19 protein-coding genes are annotated in these 17,592 nt (G+C 66.5%); 7 read left to right on the top strand and 12 right to left on the bottom strand.

The features are described 5' to 3' along the window. Window positions 1-113 precede the first annotated feature (113 nt). Entirely contained in the window at window positions 114-476 is a 363-nt protein-coding gene (locus ASG69_RS06950) for an SPW repeat domain-containing protein (protein ID WP_037186125.1), read from the bottom strand. Between the two features lie 176 nt (window positions 477-652). Between ASG69_RS06950 and ramB the strand changes: the two genes are divergently transcribed. Further along, window positions 653-2,065 (top strand): acetate metabolism transcriptional regulator RamB, encoded by a 1,413-nt coding sequence (gene ramB, locus ASG69_RS06945; RefSeq protein ID WP_027506304.1) that lies wholly within the window; start codon window positions 653-655, stop codon window positions 2,063-2,065. Between the two features lies 1 nt (window position 2,066). Here the strand turns inward: ramB and ASG69_RS06940 are convergent, their stop codons facing one another. Both ASG69_RS06940 and ASG69_RS06935 read right to left on the bottom strand, forming a co-directional pair. Then, on the bottom strand, window positions 2,067-2,561 hold the full coding sequence (locus tag ASG69_RS06940) for a hypothetical protein (RefSeq protein ID WP_027506303.1): 495 nt from the start codon (window positions 2,559-2,561) through the stop codon (window positions 2,067-2,069). Further along, the gene (locus ASG69_RS06935; RefSeq protein WP_027506302.1) at window positions 2,558-2,791 is read right to left on the bottom strand and encodes a helix-turn-helix transcriptional regulator; all 234 of its coding nucleotides are present in this window, start codon (window positions 2,789-2,791) and stop codon (window positions 2,558-2,560) included. Before ASG69_RS06935 ends, ASG69_RS06940 begins: the two co-directional genes overlap by 4 nt. Before the next feature lie 92 nt (window positions 2,792-2,883). Between ASG69_RS06935 and ASG69_RS06930 the strand changes: the two genes are divergently transcribed. Beyond that, window positions 2,884-3,420, top strand: a complete 537-nt coding sequence (locus ASG69_RS06930) for a carboxymuconolactone decarboxylase family protein (protein ID WP_027506301.1) — start codon at window positions 2,884-2,886, stop codon at window positions 3,418-3,420. Between the two features lie 59 nt (window positions 3,421-3,479). Here ASG69_RS06930 and lpdA read toward each other — a convergent pair whose 3' ends face one another. Together lpdA and ASG69_RS06920 are read right to left on the bottom strand one after the other, a co-directional pair. Beyond that, window positions 3,480-4,883, bottom strand: a complete 1,404-nt coding sequence (gene lpdA, locus ASG69_RS06925; RefSeq protein ID WP_027506300.1) for a dihydrolipoyl dehydrogenase — start codon at window positions 4,881-4,883, stop codon at window positions 3,480-3,482. 98 nt (window positions 4,884-4,981) lie between these two features. Beyond that, window positions 4,982-5,830 carry an aldo/keto reductase gene (locus ASG69_RS06920; protein WP_056441514.1) on the bottom strand — a complete coding sequence of 283 codons (849 nt, stop codon included), beginning with the start codon at window positions 5,828-5,830 and terminating at the stop codon, window positions 4,982-4,984. 179 nt (window positions 5,831-6,009) lie between these two features. On the opposite strand from ASG69_RS06920, the gene ASG69_RS06915 reads away from it, so the two are divergent. Next, the gene (locus tag ASG69_RS06915; protein WP_027506298.1) at window positions 6,010-6,432 is read left to right on the top strand and encodes a nitroreductase/quinone reductase family protein; all 423 of its coding nucleotides are present in this window, start codon (window positions 6,010-6,012) and stop codon (window positions 6,430-6,432) included. Between the two features lie 21 nt (window positions 6,433-6,453). Here ASG69_RS06915 and ASG69_RS06910 read toward each other — a convergent pair whose 3' ends face one another. The 3 genes from ASG69_RS06910 to ASG69_RS06900 are packed head-to-tail and all read right to left on the bottom strand — an operon-like array spanning window position 6,454 to window position 8,727. Continuing rightward, window positions 6,454-7,413, bottom strand: coding sequence for a dipeptidase (locus ASG69_RS06910; protein ID WP_027506297.1), 960 nt, complete (start codon window positions 7,411-7,413; stop codon window positions 6,454-6,456). Continuing rightward, entirely contained in the window at window positions 7,410-8,027 is a 618-nt protein-coding gene (locus tag ASG69_RS06905; RefSeq protein ID WP_056441512.1) for a TMEM175 family protein, read from the bottom strand. The genes ASG69_RS06910 and ASG69_RS06905 overlap by 4 nt, the downstream gene beginning before the upstream one ends. Window positions 8,028-8,037: 10 nt before the next feature. Beyond that, window positions 8,038-8,727 (bottom strand): hypothetical protein, encoded by a 690-nt coding sequence (locus ASG69_RS06900; RefSeq protein ID WP_155957054.1) that lies wholly within the window; start codon window positions 8,725-8,727, stop codon window positions 8,038-8,040. Window positions 8,728-8,888: 161 nt separating this feature from the next. On the opposite strand from ASG69_RS06900, the gene ASG69_RS06895 reads away from it, so the two are divergent. Further along, window positions 8,889-10,952, top strand: coding sequence for a prolyl oligopeptidase family serine peptidase (locus ASG69_RS06895; protein WP_056441509.1), 2,064 nt, complete (start codon window positions 8,889-8,891; stop codon window positions 10,950-10,952). Window position 10,953: 1 nt separating this feature from the next. Here ASG69_RS06895 and ppk2 read toward each other — a convergent pair whose 3' ends face one another. Then, a complete protein-coding gene (gene ppk2 / locus ASG69_RS06890) occupies window positions 10,954-11,820 on the bottom strand; it encodes a polyphosphate kinase 2 (RefSeq protein ID WP_027506294.1) in 867 nt (288 codons plus the stop codon). Between the two features lie 171 nt (window positions 11,821-11,991). Here ppk2 and ASG69_RS06885 point away from each other — a divergent pair, with 171 nt between their 5' ends. Continuing rightward, complete coding sequence (locus ASG69_RS06885; protein ID WP_037186123.1) at window positions 11,992-12,222, top strand: PspC domain-containing protein; 231 nt, start codon at window positions 11,992-11,994, stop codon at window positions 12,220-12,222. A 15-nt stretch (window positions 12,223-12,237) separates the two neighbouring features. On the opposite strand, the gene ASG69_RS06880 is transcribed toward ASG69_RS06885, so the two are convergent. Beyond that, window positions 12,238-13,677, bottom strand: coding sequence for a glucose-6-phosphate dehydrogenase (locus ASG69_RS06880; RefSeq protein ID WP_056441505.1), 1,440 nt, complete (start codon window positions 13,675-13,677; stop codon window positions 12,238-12,240). A gap of 78 nt (window positions 13,678-13,755) precedes the next feature. On the opposite strand from ASG69_RS06880, the gene ASG69_RS06875 reads away from it, so the two are divergent. Then, window positions 13,756-14,358 carry a hypothetical protein gene (locus ASG69_RS06875; protein WP_027506292.1) on the top strand — a complete coding sequence of 201 codons (603 nt, stop codon included), beginning with the start codon at window positions 13,756-13,758 and terminating at the stop codon, window positions 14,356-14,358. Between the two features lie 6 nt (window positions 14,359-14,364). On the opposite strand, the gene ASG69_RS06870 is transcribed toward ASG69_RS06875, so the two are convergent. Together ASG69_RS06870 and ASG69_RS06865 are read right to left on the bottom strand one after the other, a co-directional pair. Then, a complete protein-coding gene (locus ASG69_RS06870) occupies window positions 14,365-15,096 on the bottom strand; it encodes a hypothetical protein (protein WP_056441502.1) in 732 nt (243 codons plus the stop codon). 108 nt (window positions 15,097-15,204) lie between these two features. After that, window positions 15,205-15,501, bottom strand: a complete 297-nt coding sequence (locus ASG69_RS06865) for a hypothetical protein (RefSeq protein WP_056441499.1) — start codon at window positions 15,499-15,501, stop codon at window positions 15,205-15,207. A gap of 167 nt (window positions 15,502-15,668) precedes the next feature. Here ASG69_RS06865 and htpG point away from each other — a divergent pair, with 167 nt between their 5' ends. Continuing rightward, the gene (gene htpG / locus ASG69_RS06860) at window positions 15,669-17,561 is read left to right on the top strand and encodes a molecular chaperone HtpG (RefSeq protein WP_414891291.1); all 1,893 of its coding nucleotides are present in this window, start codon (window positions 15,669-15,671) and stop codon (window positions 17,559-17,561) included. Window positions 17,562-17,592: the final 31 nt, after the last annotated feature.

Here is a 17,592-nt window from a genome sequence, read left to right as displayed (position 1 = left end):
ATGCACGCAATGCCGAACACCGACGAGATCGCCGTGCGACACGCTCACTCCCGGCGTCGCCCGCGGCCGGCTGTGACCACCGTCACCGTACGTTCGTACTGTTTTCTGGTGCGTCAGGCTGTCGCGGCGACCCGACGACGCTCGGTCAGCACTCCCAGGACACCCATCGCCGCGATCACGACGCCGCCGACGAGCGCGTAGTAGTCCGCCGTGCTCGCACCGGCGGGGAATGCGAGGACGACGGGTGACGTCGCCAGCACGACACCGAGTACGACGTGGGCCCAATGGCTCGAGCGCGATGCACTGCCCATGGCCCACAGCGCCGAGAATGCCGCCAGCAGACCCAGCACGAGGATGGCGCCGGCCACCTCGCTGCGGTGGGGCACCGGGAGCCAGAGCGTCGACAACACCAGAACGGTGCCTGCCACCAGCACCACCGCGTCGCGGGCGATTTCCTGTCGTACCGAGTGGGCCATCTCGCTTCTCCTCACAGTCGTCTCTCACGTGCACTGCACATCTGCCCCCTGCAACGCCCAGTGTGCGCCCGTCTTCCCCGGCGCGCCCGTGTGTGACAGACCAGACCTGAAACCCGTCTCACCTGCAAGGACCTGGCAAAGACGGGGTAATGCCGGGGGCGTCCTAGACTGTCCGCATGGCACGGACCTACGTCGGCGGCCGGCTTCGCCAACTGAGGGTCGAGCGAGGGTTGAGCCAAGCGGCGCTCGCCAAGCAGCTCGCGATCTCGGCCAGCTACCTCAACCAGATCGAGCACGACGTCCGACCGCTGTCGTCAGCGGTGTTGACGCGCATCACCGCAGTGTTCGGAGTCGACACCACGTTCTTCTCCACCCAGGACGACACGAGGCTCGTCGCCGAACTCCGCGAGGTGACCCTGGACCAGGACGTCGGAGTCGACGCGGACATCGACGAGCTGGCCGAACTCGTGGCCGACCACCCGGCGATGGCGCGAGCGATGGTCACCATGCATCGCCGGTACCGCAACACCACCGCCCAACTCGCGGCGGCGACCGAGGACCGCTTCGCCGACGGCAGCGGCAGCGGATCCATCTCGAAACCGCACGAGGAGGTCCGCGACTACTTCTACCAACGCCAGAACTACCTCGACGCACTCGATCGTGCGGCCGAGGACCTGGCGAACCGATTGCGTTTCCACCGGGCGGACGTCGCGGCCGAGATAGCCAAACGGCTCCGCAATCTGTACGACGTCCAGGTCATCGAGCGCATCGACCTGGGCGAGAACGTCCTGCACCGCTTCGACGCGCGGACCCGTGTTCTCGAGATCTCCCCGCGACTGTCGGCCGGCCAGAAGGTGTTCCGCTTCGCGGCCGAACTCGCGTACCTGGAGAACGGCGACCTGATCCGCAGCATGGTCGAGGACGGGGGCTTCACCGGCGCGGAGTCGCGGGCACTCGCACGACTCGGCTTCGCCAACTACTTCGCCGCGGCGACCGTGCTTCCGTACGCGCGCTTCCACGAGGTGGCGGAGGATTTCCGGTACGACATCGAACGACTCTCCGCCTACTACGCGGTGAGTTACGAGACCATCTGTCACCGGCTCTCGACGCTGCAGCGGCCGTCGCTCCGCGGGGTCCCGTTCTCGTTCGTCCGGGTCGACCGTGCCGGCAACATGTCCAAACGCCAGTCGGCCACCGGGTTCCACTTCTCGTCGAGCGGCGGCACGTGCCCGCTGTGGAACGTGTACGAGACGTTCGCCTACCCGGGCAAGATCATGACCCAGATCGCCGAGATGCCCGACGGTCGGCGCTACCTGTGGATCGCGCGCACGGTGGAGCGGCGAGCGGCGCGCTACGGCGAACCCGGCAAGACCTTCGCCATCGGTCTGGGATGCGAAGTGCGTCACGGAAATCGGTTGGTCTACGCCGACGGCCTGGAGTTGGACGGATCCTCCGTGGCGACGCCGATCGGCGCCGGATGCCGCGTGTGCGAGCGTGCCCACTGCCCGCAGCGTGCGTTCCCGCCGCTGGGCAAGGAACTCGACATCGACGAACATCGAAGCTCGGTGTCGCCGTACACCATTCGCTGACTCAGTCCTCTTCGGTCTCGAACTGCTGCTTGCGACGGCGGCTGCGCCGGATCATCAGCGCCACCGCTCCGCCGCCGACGATCCCCCCGACCACCAGGCCCGCCCACGTGTCGGCTCCCGCGCGGCTCGGCAGGTACTTGTCGGGAGCGAGCGTCACGCCGATGCCGACGAATGCGACGAGCATCAACGCGGCAGTCACGTTGGCACGCGCCGTGAACCACCGCGACTCTGCGAACAGGTCGACGTTCTTGGACTTGGCGTACCCGATGGTCGCGTAGTTCACGACCGCACCGAAGACGATGATGCCCAACGCGATCCACGCACCTGTCGGACCGGCAACCCATGGGAGGACGGCGGCGGCGATCAGCCCGCCGAAGATGTGCAATTGCAGACCCACGGCGGCTGCCTCGTTCCACACGTCTCTCTGACGCTCGTCGTCATAGAACTCGCTGTCCAGATCGCCGACCATTCGCATTGACGAGGTGAAGATGCTCATGTCGATTCCTCCTCAGGTTCGAGCCGATCATCGGGGGTGAGCGGGAAGAGATCCTCGACCGTCGAGTCGAGCGCTCCCGCCAGCTTCAGGGCCAGGTACACGCTGGGCGAATAGTCGCCACCCTCGACCGAGACGATCGACTGCCGGCTCACTCCGCACGCCCGCCCCAGTTCCGCCTGGGTCAGGCGCGACGACTTACGGAACTCCCGCACCCGGTTCGTCACGACCATGATCCGAGTCAACTCCACTTGTCATTAGGTGTCAAGACTTCTTGACATCAGATCACCGAGAGGCGGACGACTCGGGTGTTAGCCTCAGCGACGTGACAGGACACCGCACCCCTCCGGCCACCCTCCGCTCGCTGCGTCCCGTCAACTGGGGCATCGCCCGACTGGCCGGCGCGGTCACCCGCACCGGCGACATGCACCTGTTCTCCACTCTGGGACAGACGGGCGGCCTGTTCCGCGCCTGGCTGTTCTACAGCGGCCGCCTGATGCCGTTCGGTGGGTTGCCCCGCAAGGACACCGAGACGGTGATCCTGCGGGTCGCCGCACTCCGCGACTGCCGGTACGAACAGGACCATCACCTCCGTCTGGGCGCGCGCGCCGGCATCGACGACGCCCTCGCCGACGCCATCGCCGCCGGTCCCGACGCTCCGGGTCTCGACAGTCGGACCGCCCTGATCCTGCGGGCGGTGGACGAGCTGGTGTCGACGCGCGATCTGTCCGACGCCACGTGGACCGAGCTGACGACCGTCTGGTCGTCCCGATCGCTCATCGAGTTCGTGCTGCTGGTGACCCAGTACGACGGACTCGCCACCACGATCACGACACTGCGCATCCCCCGCGACTACCAGTAGCTGCACAGACGAGAACACCCCGGTCGCTCGTGAGCGGCCGGGGTGTTCTCGTCGGAAGATCAGAAGTTGATCATGTGCCCTGCGAGGCCGTGGATGGCCTCCTGCAGTGCCTCGGACAGCGTCGGGTGCGTGTGCACGTTGCGCGCGAGTTCGGTGGCCGTCAGATCCCACTTCTGCGCGAGCGTCAGCTCCGGGAGGAGCTCCGAGACGTCGGGTCCGATGAGGTGCCCGCCGAGCAGCTCGCCGTGCTTCGTGTCGGCGATGAGCTTGACGAAGCCGGTGGGATCGCCGAGTCCGTGTGCCTTGCCGTTCGCCGTCATGGGGAACGTCGCGACCTTGATGTCGTGGCCGGCGTCCTTGGCCTGCTGCTCGGTGAGACCGAAGCTGGCCACCTGGGGCTGGCAGAAGGTCGCGCGCGGCATGAAGCGGTAATCGTCGATGGGAAGCGTCTCGGCGCCGCCGATGGTCTCGGCCGCCACGACACCCTGTGCCTCGGCGACGTGGGCGAGCTGCAGCTTCGCCGTCACGTCACCGATCGCGTAGATGTGCGGCACGTTGGTGCGCATGACCGAGTCGATGGCGATGGCCCCGCGATCGGTGACCTCGACGCCCGTCTTGTCGAGCCCGAATCCCTCGACACGAGGAGCGAATCCGACGGACTGCATGACCTTGTCGACGGTGACCGTCTCGGTCTCGCCGCTCTTGTTGTTCTTGATCGCGACGGTGACCTTGCTGCCGTCGTCGTCGATGCTCTGCACCGCGGCGCCGGTCATGATCTTCACGCCGAGCTTCTTGTACTGCTTGGCGATCTCCTTGGAGACGTCCTCGTCCTCGTTCGGGAGCGCGCGATCGAGGAACTCGACGATGGTGACGTCGACGCCGTAATTCTTCAGGACGTACCCGAACTCCATGCCGATGGCGCCCGCGCCGACGATGAGGATGGAGCCCGGGAGCTCCTTCGTCATGATCTGCTCCTCGTACGTCACGACGTTCTCGCTCAGCGACGTTCCGGGCAGCAGCTTCGTGGTGCTGCCGGTGGAGATGATCGCGTTGTCGAAGGTGACGGTCTCACTGCCACCCTTCGTCAACTCCACCTCGATGGTGTTGGCGTCGGTGAACGACCCCTTGCCGTCGAGCTGGTCGATCTTGTTCTTCTTCATCAGGAAGTGGATGCCCTTGACGCGACCGTCCGCGACCTTGCGGCTGCGATCGTAGGCAGCGCCGAAGTCGAACGACACGTCACCGGAGATGCCGAACTGCTTGGCTTCCTTGGTGAACAGGTGCGCCAGTTCGGCGTTGCGCAGCAGAGCCTTGGACGGGATGCAGCCCACGTTGAGGCAGACACCGCCCCAGTACTTCTGCTCGATGATGGCGGTTTTCAGGCCCAGCTGCGCCGCGCGGATGGCTGCGACGTACCCACCGGGTCCGGCTCCGAGAACGACGACGTCATAGTGTGAGGTCACGGTTGTCCACCTTAGTCCCGTCGATCCGGACACACATCGAAAGGTCCGGCTACTGGCTGGTAACCGGACCTTTCGTGTCTTTATTTCAGCGGCTCTACTCAGTCGGGGATCATGTCGAACGTGTCGGGGTTCGGGCCGGTGCGGCCGTCCTCACCCTTGTCCAGCGCCGAGATGTCGGCGATCTGACGGTCGTCGAGTTCGAAGTCGAAGATGTCGAAGTTCGCCTCGACGCGCTCGCGCGTGACCGACTTCGGGAAGATGATGTCGCCGCGCTGGATGTGCCAGCGGAGGGTGACCTGCGCGGTGGTCTTGCCGACGTCCTTCGCGATGCGCTCGAGCTCGGGGTCACCGAGAACCTTGCCCTGCGCGATGGGTGACCACGCCTCGGTGGCGATGCCGTGCTCCGCGCCGTACGCGCGCACCTGGTAGTTCGAGAAGTACGGGTGGACCTCGATCTGGTTGACCGACGGGACGGTCTCGGTCTCCTGCGCCAACTTCTCGAGGTGCGGCACCTGGAAGTTCGAGACACCGATGCTGCGCGCCCGTCCGTCCTTCGTGAACTCCTCGAGCACCTTCCAGGTGGAGACGTAGTCACCGTCGTACTGCGTCGGCAGCGGCCAGTGGATGAGGAACAGGTCGATGTAGTCGGTGCCCAACTTCTCGAGTGTCTCGTCGAACGAGCGACGGGCGTCGTCGGGGCGGTGGAAGCCGTTGTTCAGCTTGCTGGTGATCCAGACGTCGTCACGGGAGACGCCCGAGTCCTTCACTCCCTGGCCGGTCTCCTTCTCGTTGCCGTACATCTGCGCGGTGTCCAGGTGGCGGTAGCCCACCTCGATCGCGGTGCGGACGGCATCGGCGGTCTTCTTCGGCTCGATCTGAAAGACGCCGAAACCCAGCTGGGGGATGGACCGGCCGTCGTTGAGGGAGAGGGAAGGAACGTGGCTCATGTGCGTGAACTCCTGTTCGTTGTTCGTGATCCGAGTTCGTGCTCGTGTGCGCGGAGTACCCCAGGACGGGGTGGGTGAAGCCACCCGCGGGCGCCCCGCTCCTCTGGTGCAACGGGTGTGTCGAATCGTTATTCCGGATCGATGGTCGTCGCGACGACGAGGACACCAGAATGACCACCATGAGCGACTTCAACTCGATGGTCATCGCGGAGTTCCGCGACAACGGTGGACACGTGGCGACAGCCGGGTTCGGCGACAACCTCGTGGTGCTGCACTCGATCGGTGCACGCAGCGGCGAGGTGCGGCTCAACCCGCTCTTCGCGATCTCCGAGAACGGCACCTGGTTGGTGGTGGGCTCCGCGGCGGGGGCGGTGAAGGATCCCGCATGGGTGCACAACCTCCGGGCTCACCCACGCATCGACATGGAGGTCCCCGGCGACGACGCGACCGTACGCACCATCGCCGTCGACGTCACCGAGGTGCCCGACGACGAATGGGAGACTCACTGGGCGAAGTTCACCTCGGCGTCCCCCGGCTTCCTCGAGTACACGACGACGGCGGAGGGGCGACAGTTTCCGATCTTCCGCCTGACGCCCGCCTGACAGGGTCGGGTCCAGCCGGCGTCAGGTCCACACGGCGTCGGCCACGCGGCGGAAGTTGCCGCCGAACACAGCTGCCACCGCACTCTCGTCCCAGCCGCGCTCGGCGAGCACGGCCGGGAGCGTGTGGGTGTCCTCGGGCGGAACCCATTGTAGTGCCCCGTATCTCGTGTACTCCTCGGAGAACGCCTCGGGGTGGAGTGCCAACTCGGTGTTGAAGTCCTCGTGGTCGAAGGAGTAGTCGCTGCCGACACCGATGTGATCGATCCCGACAAGGTCGACTCCGTACTCGACGTGGTCGGCCATGGCGCGCACCCGATCCGCGCGACGTTCGGGTTCGTTGACGCCGAGGAAGATGCCCACCCCGTTGATGCCGACCACGCCGCCGGTGTCGGCGCACGCACGCGCCTGCTCGTCGGTGATGTTCCGCGGATGTTCCCACAGCGCAGCGAAATTGGAGTGACTGTAGATCATCGGCCGGGACGTCGTCGCGGCGATGTCGAGCCCCGTCCGCCGGGAACAGTGCGACCCGTCCGCTGCCATGCCCGCCTCGTTCATCGCCCGGATCAGGTCGCGTCCGTGGGCGGTGAGACCCGTGTCGACGGCGTCGAGGCATCCGCATCCCGCGGCGTTCGCATGGTTGTAGGTGGGCAGCATCGAGCGCACGCCCAGTTCGACGAAGTAGCGCACGTTGTCGAGGTCGCCGTCCAGAGGAGCGGAGTCCTCGAGGTCGAAGGCGAGGGCACGCAGTCCCCGTCGTCGGGCCTCGTCGATGTCGGCCACGCTCCGGGCCGGAAGGAAGCGACCGTCCGCGAGTGCCCGCGCACTCCACGTCGTGGCCAACTCCGTCGCCGACGCCTTCGTGTGGGGCGAGTAGCCGACGTTGACGGAGAGGTAACTCCCCGCCTCGTACCGCGCCAGTTCGGTGATGTCGGTGTCCGCGTACAGCGGCAGGCAGGTGTGCTGCTCCCACAGCGCTGTCACCGCGCACCCCCGGCCAGCGCGCGAGAGAGCAACGGGGCGAACAGCATCGCGAGCAGTGCGTAGAGGCCCACCGACGGGACGAGCAGCGCCACCGCGGAGACCACCAGGAACAGAACGACCGGAACCCAGGGCACCGCCGCGCCGCGCGCGCCGGGACGCAGATCTCCACGCAGGAAGCCCGCAGCGCGCACGCGTGCTGCGAGGAGACGGGACACGATCATGGTCACGGCGATGACCCCGAGGTACAGCCCCACCGACAACGGGTCCCCGTGGGGAGCCGCGACCTCCAGCACGGTCGCCACGGGCATAAGTACGATGCCGGCGAGCCACAGGAGGTTGAGCCGCACGACGACATCGTCGTACCCCGTGACACGAGTGAAGAGCGCGTGATGATCGCGCCAGAACCCCGCGATGACCGCGAAACTGATGCCCGCGGCCACGAGTGCGTAGCCGTTCTCCCGCAGGAACGCTCCCGCACCCTCCGGGGTGTCCCGGGCACTGTCCACGAGGGGGAGCACGACGAGCGTGATGGCGATCGCCACCACCGCGTCGGAGAAGAACACGATGCGGTCCAGCCCCTGCTGAGAGCGCACCTCGGTGTCGGGTTCGGTCACCCGGACGACTCTAGGCCCGGCGGCGCCTCGCGAGAACGACGACCGTGCGCAGGAGTGATCCGACGTTCGGTCGCGCAGTGCCCGACAGCGGCCGCGTGCTCACCGGCACCTCGGCAATGATCCAGCGCTGATGGTGCACGGCGTGGGCGGAGGTGACGAGGGACGGGAGGAGACCTCCGCGAAGCGCCGCGGCGCCGTCGATAGATCGCCAGGCGTCGCCCGTGTACACGCGGAAGCTGGAGGTGACATCGCGCAGCGGCAGGTCTGCGGTGTGCCGGATCAGCGCGTTCGCCACTCTCGTGCCCACGCGACGCAGCGCGGACGATCCGTCTCGACCACCCGTCGTGCTGCGCGATCCCACCACCATGCCGACACTGCGGCGCGCCGCGGCCTCGAGGAGAGCGGGGACGTCGGCCGGGTCGTGCGACCCGTCCATCAGGACGATCGCCTCACCGTCGACGGACAGCTCGTGCAGACGATCCGCCTCGACGAAGGTCACCTCGGCGCCGGGCAGGATCAGGCGCATCGCTGCCGTGACCACCGCCGATCGGTGACCGAGGTACACGACGTGCACGCCGGCGTAGTCGGTTCCCCGAGCCGAGGTGCCGTGGACACGGCTCCTGGAACCCGTCACACCGTGGCCCGCCACATCGTGGTTCGTCACGGCTCCGACGCCGTCGCTCTGGATCGACACGGTCATCATCCACTCCCTGTGATGGTCTCCCCGACCGAATACGGACTCTTTCCGTCCTTTGTGGCATGATACTACCCTATAAACATACCGTGATCTTGTTTTGATGCCACTACGATTCCTCCACGCGCTGTTTCCGCACGCGGCGGCGGTGTCGCCCCACGGGCAGAATGGTGCGTGTGACCGACAAGTACGAGTGGCTCGAAGACGTGACCGGCGACGCCGCCCTCGAGTGGGTGCGTGCCCGTAACGAGCGCACGGTCGACGAGTTCACCGCGAACGACGAGTTCCGGACGCTCGAGACCGACATCCGGAGCATTCTCGACACCGACGCGCGCATCCCGTACGCGCGCAAGCGCGGCGACCACCTCTACAACTTCTGGAAGGACGCGTCGCACCCCCGCGGGCTGTGGCGGCGCACCACCATGAAGGAGTACCGGAAGGACAGTCCCGCCTGGGACGTCATCATCGATCTCGATGCTCTCGCCGAGGCCGAGGGCGAGAACTGGGTGTGGAAGAGCGCGCAGGTGCTCCGTCCGTCGTTCGACCGCGCGCTGATCTCCCTGTCGCGCGGCGGCGCGGACGCATCGGTGATCCGCGAGTACTCGCTCACGTCCCGCTCCTTCGTCGCACCCGACGAGGGTGGCTTCGTCGTCCCCGAGGCCAAGACGGACATCGACTGGATCGACGCGGACACGGTCTTCGTCGGCACGGATCTCGGACCCGGGTCGCTCACCGATTCCGGGTACCCCCGGCGCGCACACCGGTGGCTCCGTGGAACTCCTCTCGCAGAGGCTCCCGTCGTGTACGAGGGTGAGCAGACCGACGTCGCGGTGTCCGCCTCGCACGATGCGACGCCCGGCTTCGAGCGCAGCCTGGTCCAGCGCGCCACCGACTTCTTCAATGCCGTCACCTCCATTCTTCACGACGACGGATCGACCACGGTCCTCGACGTGCCCACCGATGCCTCGGTGTCCCTGCACGAGAACTGGTTGACCGTTCGCCTGACGACCGCATGGACCGTCGACGGCACCGAGTACGCCGCAGGGTCGCTGGTGGCCGCGAAGATCGACGAGTTCCTCTCCGGTGCAAGGGATCTGGTCGTCGTCTTCGCTCCCGACGCCCGCACGTCGCTGCACCAGTACGCGTGGACCGAGAACCATCTGCTGATGGTGCTGCTCGAGGACGTCCGCTCCAGCGTGCACGTGGTGACGCTGGGCGACACGGTCACCTCCGAACGCCTGCAGGGGCTCCCGGACGCCGTCGACGTCACCGTCATCGGCACCGACCCCGAGTTCGGCGGTGACGAATACTTCCTCGACGCGAGCGGCCACCTCACTCCGTCCACTCTTCTGGTGGGCACCGTCGGGACCGAACCCGAGGCCCTGAAGTCCGCTCCCGCGTTCTTCGACACCACGGGCCTCGCGGTCGAGCAGTACTTCGCCACCTCACTCGACGGCACACGCGTGCCCTACTTCGTCGTACGGAACCCCGGAACGCAGGACCGTCCGACGGCCGCAGGCCCCACCCTCCTCTACGGATACGGCGGTTTCGAGGTCTCACTCACCCCCTCCTACAGCGGCGTGGTCGGCGCGGCCTGGCTGGCTCGGGGCGGTACCTACGTGGTGGCGAACATCCGCGGCGGCGGCGAGTACGGGCCGTCGTGGCACACCGAGGTGCTGAAGTCCGGTCGACACAAGGTGCACGAGGACTTCGCGGCGGTCGCGAGCGATCTGGTGGAGCGCGGCATCACCACCCCGGACCAGTTGGGCGCGCAGGGCGGCAGCAACGGCGGCCTGCTCATGGGCATCATGCTCACCAAGTACCCGGAGTCGTTCGGCGCCATCGTGTGTCAGGTGCCGCTCCTGGACATGAAGCGGTATCACCGCCTGCTGGCCGGGGCGTCGTGGATGGCCGAGTACGGAGATCCCGACGATCCCGACGAGTGGGCCTTCATCTCCGAGTACAGCCCGTACCAGAACGTCTCACCGCCGGGGAACTCGATCGGTGTGTATCCGCCGATCCTCATCACGACGTCGACGAGGGACGACCGTGTGCACCCCGGGCACGCGCGCAAGATGGACGCCCTCCTCGAGGAGTACGGGTACGACGTCTCCTACTACGAGAACATCGAGGGCGGCCACGGCGGTGCGGCCGACAACGCGCAGGCCGCATTCAAGTCCGCGCTGGCGTACACGTTCCTGTGGCGGACGCTCGGGGGCGGTACCCGCTAGGTCAGTCGGTGTCCGGTTCCGCAAGTCCGACGATGGACGGATCCGGGCGCCCCACCACCTCGTGGTCCTTGTTCGAGTAGTCGAAGCTGTTCAGCACGAAGCGCATCGCCTCGAGGCGGGCGCGTTTCTTGTCGTTGCTCTTCACCGTCGTCCAGGGGGCGTGATCGGTGTGGGTGAACCGGATCATGTCCTCCTTGGCCCTCGTGTACGCGTCCCACTTGTCCAGGGAGGCGAGGTCCATGGGCGAGAGCTTCCACTGCCGTACCGGATCGACCTGGCGGATGGCGAAGCGCGTCCGCTGTTCGAGCTGGGACACCGAGAACCAGAACTTGGTCAGCTGCACTCCGTCGTCGACGAGCATCTGCTCGAACAACGGTGCCTGGTGCAGGAATCGGTGATACTGCTCGTCGCTGCAGAATCCCATCACACGTTCCACGCCGGCCCGGTTGTACCAGGAGCGGTCGAACAGGACCAGCTCTCCGGCAGCCGGTAGGTGGGTGACGTACCTCTGGAAGTACCACTCCGTCGACTCGCGTGGCGACGGCTTCTCGAGTGCCACCACCCGCGCACCGCGAGGGTTGAGATGCTCCATGAAGCGCTTGATCGTGCCGCCCTTGCCGGCGGCGTCGCGACCTTCGAAGACGATGACGTGGCGGCCACCGGTCTCCTTGATCCACATCTGCAGCTTCAGCAACTCGATCTGCAGAAGACGTTTCGTACCTTCGTATTCCGCGCGCGGCATCCGTTCGTCGTACGGGTACGCCTGGCGCCAGGTGTCCACCGGGACTCCGTCACCGGTCAGCAACACGGGGTCGTCGTCGTCGTCGTCCCGCACGCTGAACGACGAGGTGTCCGAGAGGTCCACGATCCGGGACAGGGCGAAGTCATCGAGAGCGGTCACGCCAGGAACCTACGAGCCGCCGGAGACGGGACGGTGATCACGGGGTGAACAGCAGATGCCGTGACAGGCGGAGTTTCAGGGTACGTCTCGGGGTGGTCACCGATGGTGCAGCGCCCGGGCGGAACTCAGGATGGAGACATGACATTCCACGAGAGCAACTCCACCGTCCACCCGAACCCGAACCACACCACGCAGCTGACGCGAAGCCGAGACGACGCCTGGATCGCCGGGGTCTGCGGCGGTGTCGCCGCGTACACCGGATGGGATCCCAGCCTGGTGCGCGCCCTCACCGTGGTCGGCGCCCTCGTCTCGTTCGGCACCGTCGCCCTGCTCTACCTCGCGATGGTCATGCTCGTTCCCCGAGCATGACCATCGCGAGTTCGGTCACTTGCCTCCGGTCACCAACCAACCACAGGGAGAGGCCAAGTCGTTCGCTGCCTCGGGTCCCATCGAGCCGGGCTCGTACGGGAGCACGGCCGGCGGAGAGGTCAACAACGGTGCGGCGACCTCCCACACGTGAGCCAGTCCGTCGGGACGGGTGAACAACGACCGGTCACCGTCGAGTACGTCGAGAATGAGTCGTGAATAGGGCGACAGCGGCTCGGCGTCCGACACCGTCGACAGGTCGAGCGACATCCGACCGATCCCGAGGTCCTCGCCGGGGCCGGGCTCCTTGACCGTCATGGCGATGTCCACTCGGCCGTCGCCCGACAGGTCGAACGTCAGCACGGCGCCGTCGGCCGGCAGGTGCTTCACCGGTCCCTCGGGGCGACGGAACACCAGCGACACCCGCTGCGTGCTGGTTCCCAGCATCTTGCCGGTGCGCAGGACGAAGGGAACGTCGCGCCACCGGTCGGTGTCGACCCACATGCGTGCGGCGACGAACGTGTCGGTCGACGAATCGTCCGCGATCCCCTCGACGTCCTGGTAGCCGCGGTACTGACCGAGGACCACCTCGGACGTGTCGAGCGGGCGGAACGCCGCGATGACCGACTCGCGGGCAGTCTGCAGGTCGTCCGCACCGAGGCTGAGTGGGGGCTCCATGGCCACCTCCGCCGCGACCTGGAACAGGTGCGTCACCAACATGTCGAGCACGGCACCCGTGGCGTCGTAGAACTCGGCACGGTCGTCGATGTCCAGCGTCTCCGGCACGTCGATCTGCACCTGCTCCACGTGTTCCCGGTTCCAGATCCCCTCGATCATCCCGTTCGCGAAGCGCAGGATGTGCAGGTTCTGGGTGTTCTCCTTGCCGAGGAAGTGGTCGATCCGATAGACCTGCTTCTCGTCGACGATGGCATGGACCGCCTCGTCGAGCTTCTCGAAGTTCTCCTGCGACGTGCCGAACGGCTTCTCGTAGACCACCCGCGCGCCCTCGGCGAGATCGTGTGCGCCGAGCGCCTCGGTGTAGTCGATGAAGGTCGAGGGCGGCAGCGCGATGTAGTGCACGAGCTGCACGTCGCCGCCCAGCTCGTCCTTCACGTCTCCGATGACCGACGGCAGGTCACCCGGATCGTCGGCGGTGAATCCGTTGCCCGCGAAGCGAACACGGTCCGCGAACGACGACCACACCTTCTCGTCGATGCTGTCGACACCCTCCCCGGGACCGAACTCCTCGAGCGCCGCGCGGATGTGCTCGCGGAACTCGTCGTCGGTCTTCTCACCTCGACCGTTGCCCACCAACGCCCACTGCTCGGGCAGCAGTCCTTCCTGCGCAAGTTCGTAGAACGCCGGCAGCACCATGCGCTTGGCAAGGTCTCCCGTCGCCCCGAAGAGCACGAAGATGGTCGGAGCCCCGCCGGATTCGGATGTCGCAGTGTCAGCCATGCCTCCATGATGCCCAGTCGGGGGCTCCCCCGAACCTCGATCGCCTCACAGTGCCGCGTCGACGCTACTGTCGAGCCGGTGACACGATCGATCTTCGACGGCGACATCGCCGGTCTCGGGACCTCCAGCGGAACCAGGATCGTCGTCGGCCACTGGACGTCGTCGCCGCTGGGCGACTTCACCGATGTCATGGTCGAGTTCGCGGACGGCGAGCGCCTTCTGCTGGCACCGTCCGACGCGGTCCGCGAGTTCGTCACCGCGACCTACCACTTCGACACGACGACCATCACCGACGTCTCGTATCACCGCCGAGGTGACCGAGTCGGCGTCTCCGCGGGTGATCTCGAGGTGTCGTTCCAGATCGGCGGCCCGACCCTGCTGGGTCGACTGCTCACCCTCGCACCGACGTCGGTGGTCACCGCACCCTGGTTCTGTACGGTGAGCGACCCGATCGCGCGGGTCGTGATGCGCGGCGTGCGGACCAGGGGCACCGCCGGCGGTGGGCGGCGCGAATACTACGGAGCGCGAGGGCAGCGCAGCATCGTCGGCGCGACGGCATCGTGGAAGGGCGACGATTTGGGACACCTGTCGCCGGTGGAGCCGCCGGTGCGGTTCGGATTCGGGTCCACACCCGCGGCCCCGTCGACGACGCGGATACGCACGACGATCGACCACCGCTGACCGAGGTCACCGCAGGGTGGTGTTCTCGTCACGGGAGAGGAAGAACGCGTTCGAGCCGACGCGGGCGCACGCGACTCCGTCCTCCCGAGAGACGCAGAAGCTCTGCCCCGTGTTGATCACCTCGCCGTACTGCAGTGTGCGGATGTTCTCCGAGCCGGTGAAATAGCCCTGATTCGTGCAGTAGTGGATCGGCCCGGTGCTCTCCACGCGGACGGCGTACCTGCTGGTGGCACCGTTCGAGCAGACCTCGCCCTCGTCGGGAGCGACACTGGACACGGCCTGGCATCCCAGGAATCCGACCGAGGTTCCGTTCGGGAAGAGCCCGCACGACACGTTCCCCGACGGTGTCCGGAAGTAGTACCCCTCACCCGCCCCGCCACTGTCGCGGAAGAGCTCGGGATCCACCGACACCTCCTGCGACCCCGGACGCGGGAGTGCGTCCGCCGACCCTGCCGACTCTCCTGATCGCACGGTGGACTGCGGCTGCTCGGCCGACGGTTCCTCGGCGTCGGGCTGATCCGACGCGGCACCGGTGGGCGGCTCGATCGGGGCCGTGACCGGTGTTCCCGTCGGCGCAACGACCGATGTCCCCGTCGGCGTCACGATTGAGGTGTCAGCGGGCGCCGGAACCGCCGTCGCCGACGTCACCTGGTCCGGAGCCGAACATGCCCCCAGCACCGCGGCGCCGGCGACCAGGGCGGCCGCGACGGCGGCCCGTGTGCTCATCGAGAACGACATGTCGACTCCTGTCCGGAGCCGGCCGGTCGCCGCCCCCTCTGACATACCCATCGGTCTCTTTCGTGGCGTCGTTACCTGTACTCACGTCACGATCAGGACACGAGCCGGCTAACTGCCGTCGAGGGGTGCGATGCCGGCGATGAGTTGGTACGGAGTCAGCGAGAAACCACGCTGAGGTCCGAACCAGCGAATGCAGTCGACCAGGATCGTGGTGCCCTTGGCGCGCTCCGCAGCAGCGACGTCCGGACACGTGGGGAAGATCCCCGGCACCACCTCGTAGTACAGCGGCCCGACGTAGGTCGGCTCCGCGGAGGCGGTTCCCGCCCCTGCCAGCACCGATCCCGCCGTGACGGCTCCGGCGGCGAGCACTCCACCGACCACTCGCCGTAGTCCGATTCGCACCATGACACACACCTTCCGATGGGAGAGCCCCGGCCTTCGAAAACCGTACCGTGCGGACTGTTACGGGGGAAGAGGCATGCGGGAACGCAGGCACGGTTGCCGTAAAATACGAGGGTCCACCAGGCACTTGTTTCGATCAGGGGAGTCACGTGACCGCGCACGTCGAAGAAATGCAGTTCCAGGCCGAGACCCGGCAGCTGTTGGATCTGATGATCCACTCGGTCTACTCCAACAAGGACTCGTTCCTCCGCGAGTTGGTGTCCAACTCGTCGGACGCGCTGGACAAGCTGCGACTCGAGTCGTTCCAGAACAAGGATCTCGGCGCCGACACCTCCGATCTTCACATCGACCTGGAGATCGACAAGGAAACCCGCACCCTCACCGTGCGGGACAACGGCATCGGCATGTCGCGCGACGAGGTCGTCGATCTCATCGGCACGCTCGCGAAGTCGGGCACCGCCGAGGTCCGCGCGAAGCTGAAGGAAGCGAAGGACGCGGCCGCGTCCGAGGAGCTCATCGGCCAGTTCGGCATCGGCTTCTACTCCACGTTCATGGTGGCCGACAAGGTCACCCTCGTGACCCGGCGCGCGGGTGAGGACACCGCGACGCGCTGGGAGTCCAGCGGTGAGGGCACGTACACCATCGAGGAGGTGTCCGACGCGCCTCAGGGCAGCGCCGTGACCCTGCACCTGAAGCCGGCCGACGACGAGGATCACCTCTACGACTACACGTCCGAGCACAAGATCCGCGAGCTGGTCAAGCGCTACTCCGACTTCATCGCATGGCCCATCCGTATGCAGGTCGAGAAGACCACCGGCGAGGGCGACGACGCCACGACGGTGCTCGAGGACGAGACCGTCAACTCGATGAAGGCGCTCTGGACGCGGTCGAAGGACGACGTCTCAGAGGACGAGTACACCGAGTTCTACCGCCACGTCAGCCATGCATGGGACGAGCCGCTCGAGGTCATTCCCATGAAGGCCGAGGGCACCTTCGAATACCAAGCGCTGCTGTTCATTCCGTCGCGTGCGCCGTTCGACCTGTTCATGCGCGAATCGAAGATCGGTATCCAGCTGTACGTCAAGCGCGTCTTCATCATGGACGACTGCGAGGAACTCGTGCCCGAGTACCTGCGCTTCGTCAAGGGTGTCGTCGACGCAGCCGATCTGTCGCTGAACGTCTCTCGCGAGATCCTGCAGCAGGACCGCCAGATCCGCGCCATCCGTCGCCGCCTGACCAAGAAGGTGCTGAGCACAGTCAAGGATCTCCAGGCGAACGAGCCGGAGAAGTACAGCACGTTCTGGACCGAGTTCGGCCGTGCCCTCAAAGAAGGGCTGCTGTCCGACCACGACAACCAGGAGACCATCCTCGGGCTGTCGTCCTTCGCAACGACGCAGAGCGACGAGAAGCCGACCACGTTGGCGGAGTATGTCTCTCGCATGAAGGACGGCCAGGACGCGATCTACTACATGACCGGTGAGTCGCGTCAGCAGGTGGAGAACTCTCCGCACATGGAGGCGTTCACCGCCAAGGGGCTCGAGGTGCTGATCCTCACCGACGCCGTCGACGAGATGTGGACCGGGTCCGTCCCCGAGTTCGACGGGAAGCCGTTCCGCTCCATCGCGAAGGGTGCCGTGGACCTGGGTGACGACGAGGCGGAGACCGAGGAGAAGGACGCACGAAAGGCGCAGTTCGCCGACCTCACCTCGTGGATGGCCGAGACGCTGTCCGACGACGTGAAGGAGGTCCGCCTGTCCTCACGCCTGACCACCTCACCCGCGTGCATCGTGGGCGACGACTTCTCCCTGAGCCCGCAGCTCGAGAAGATGTACCGCGCCTCCGGCCAGCCGGTCCCCAAGACCAAGCGCATCCTCGAGCTCAACCCGGACCACGCGCTGGTCACCGCGCTGGAGAAGGCCCATGCGGAGAAGAAGGACGAGATGGCGCTGGCCGAGACCGCCAAGCTGCTCTACGGCACAGCCCTGCTCGCCGAGGGTGGCGAGCTGGACGACCCGGCGTCGTTCGCGAAGTTGTTGGCGGAGAGGCTGACACGCACGATGTGACCTGAGGACATATGCCCACCCGTAGGGTGGG

Origin of the sequence: Rhodococcus sp. Leaf225, assembly GCF_001426145.1 — a bacterium.
Taxonomy (GTDB): Bacteria; Actinomycetota; Actinomycetes; order Mycobacteriales; family Mycobacteriaceae; genus Rhodococcoides.
Note: the sequence above shows the minus strand (reverse complement) of the source record. Positions and strands in the feature narration are given on the sequence as shown.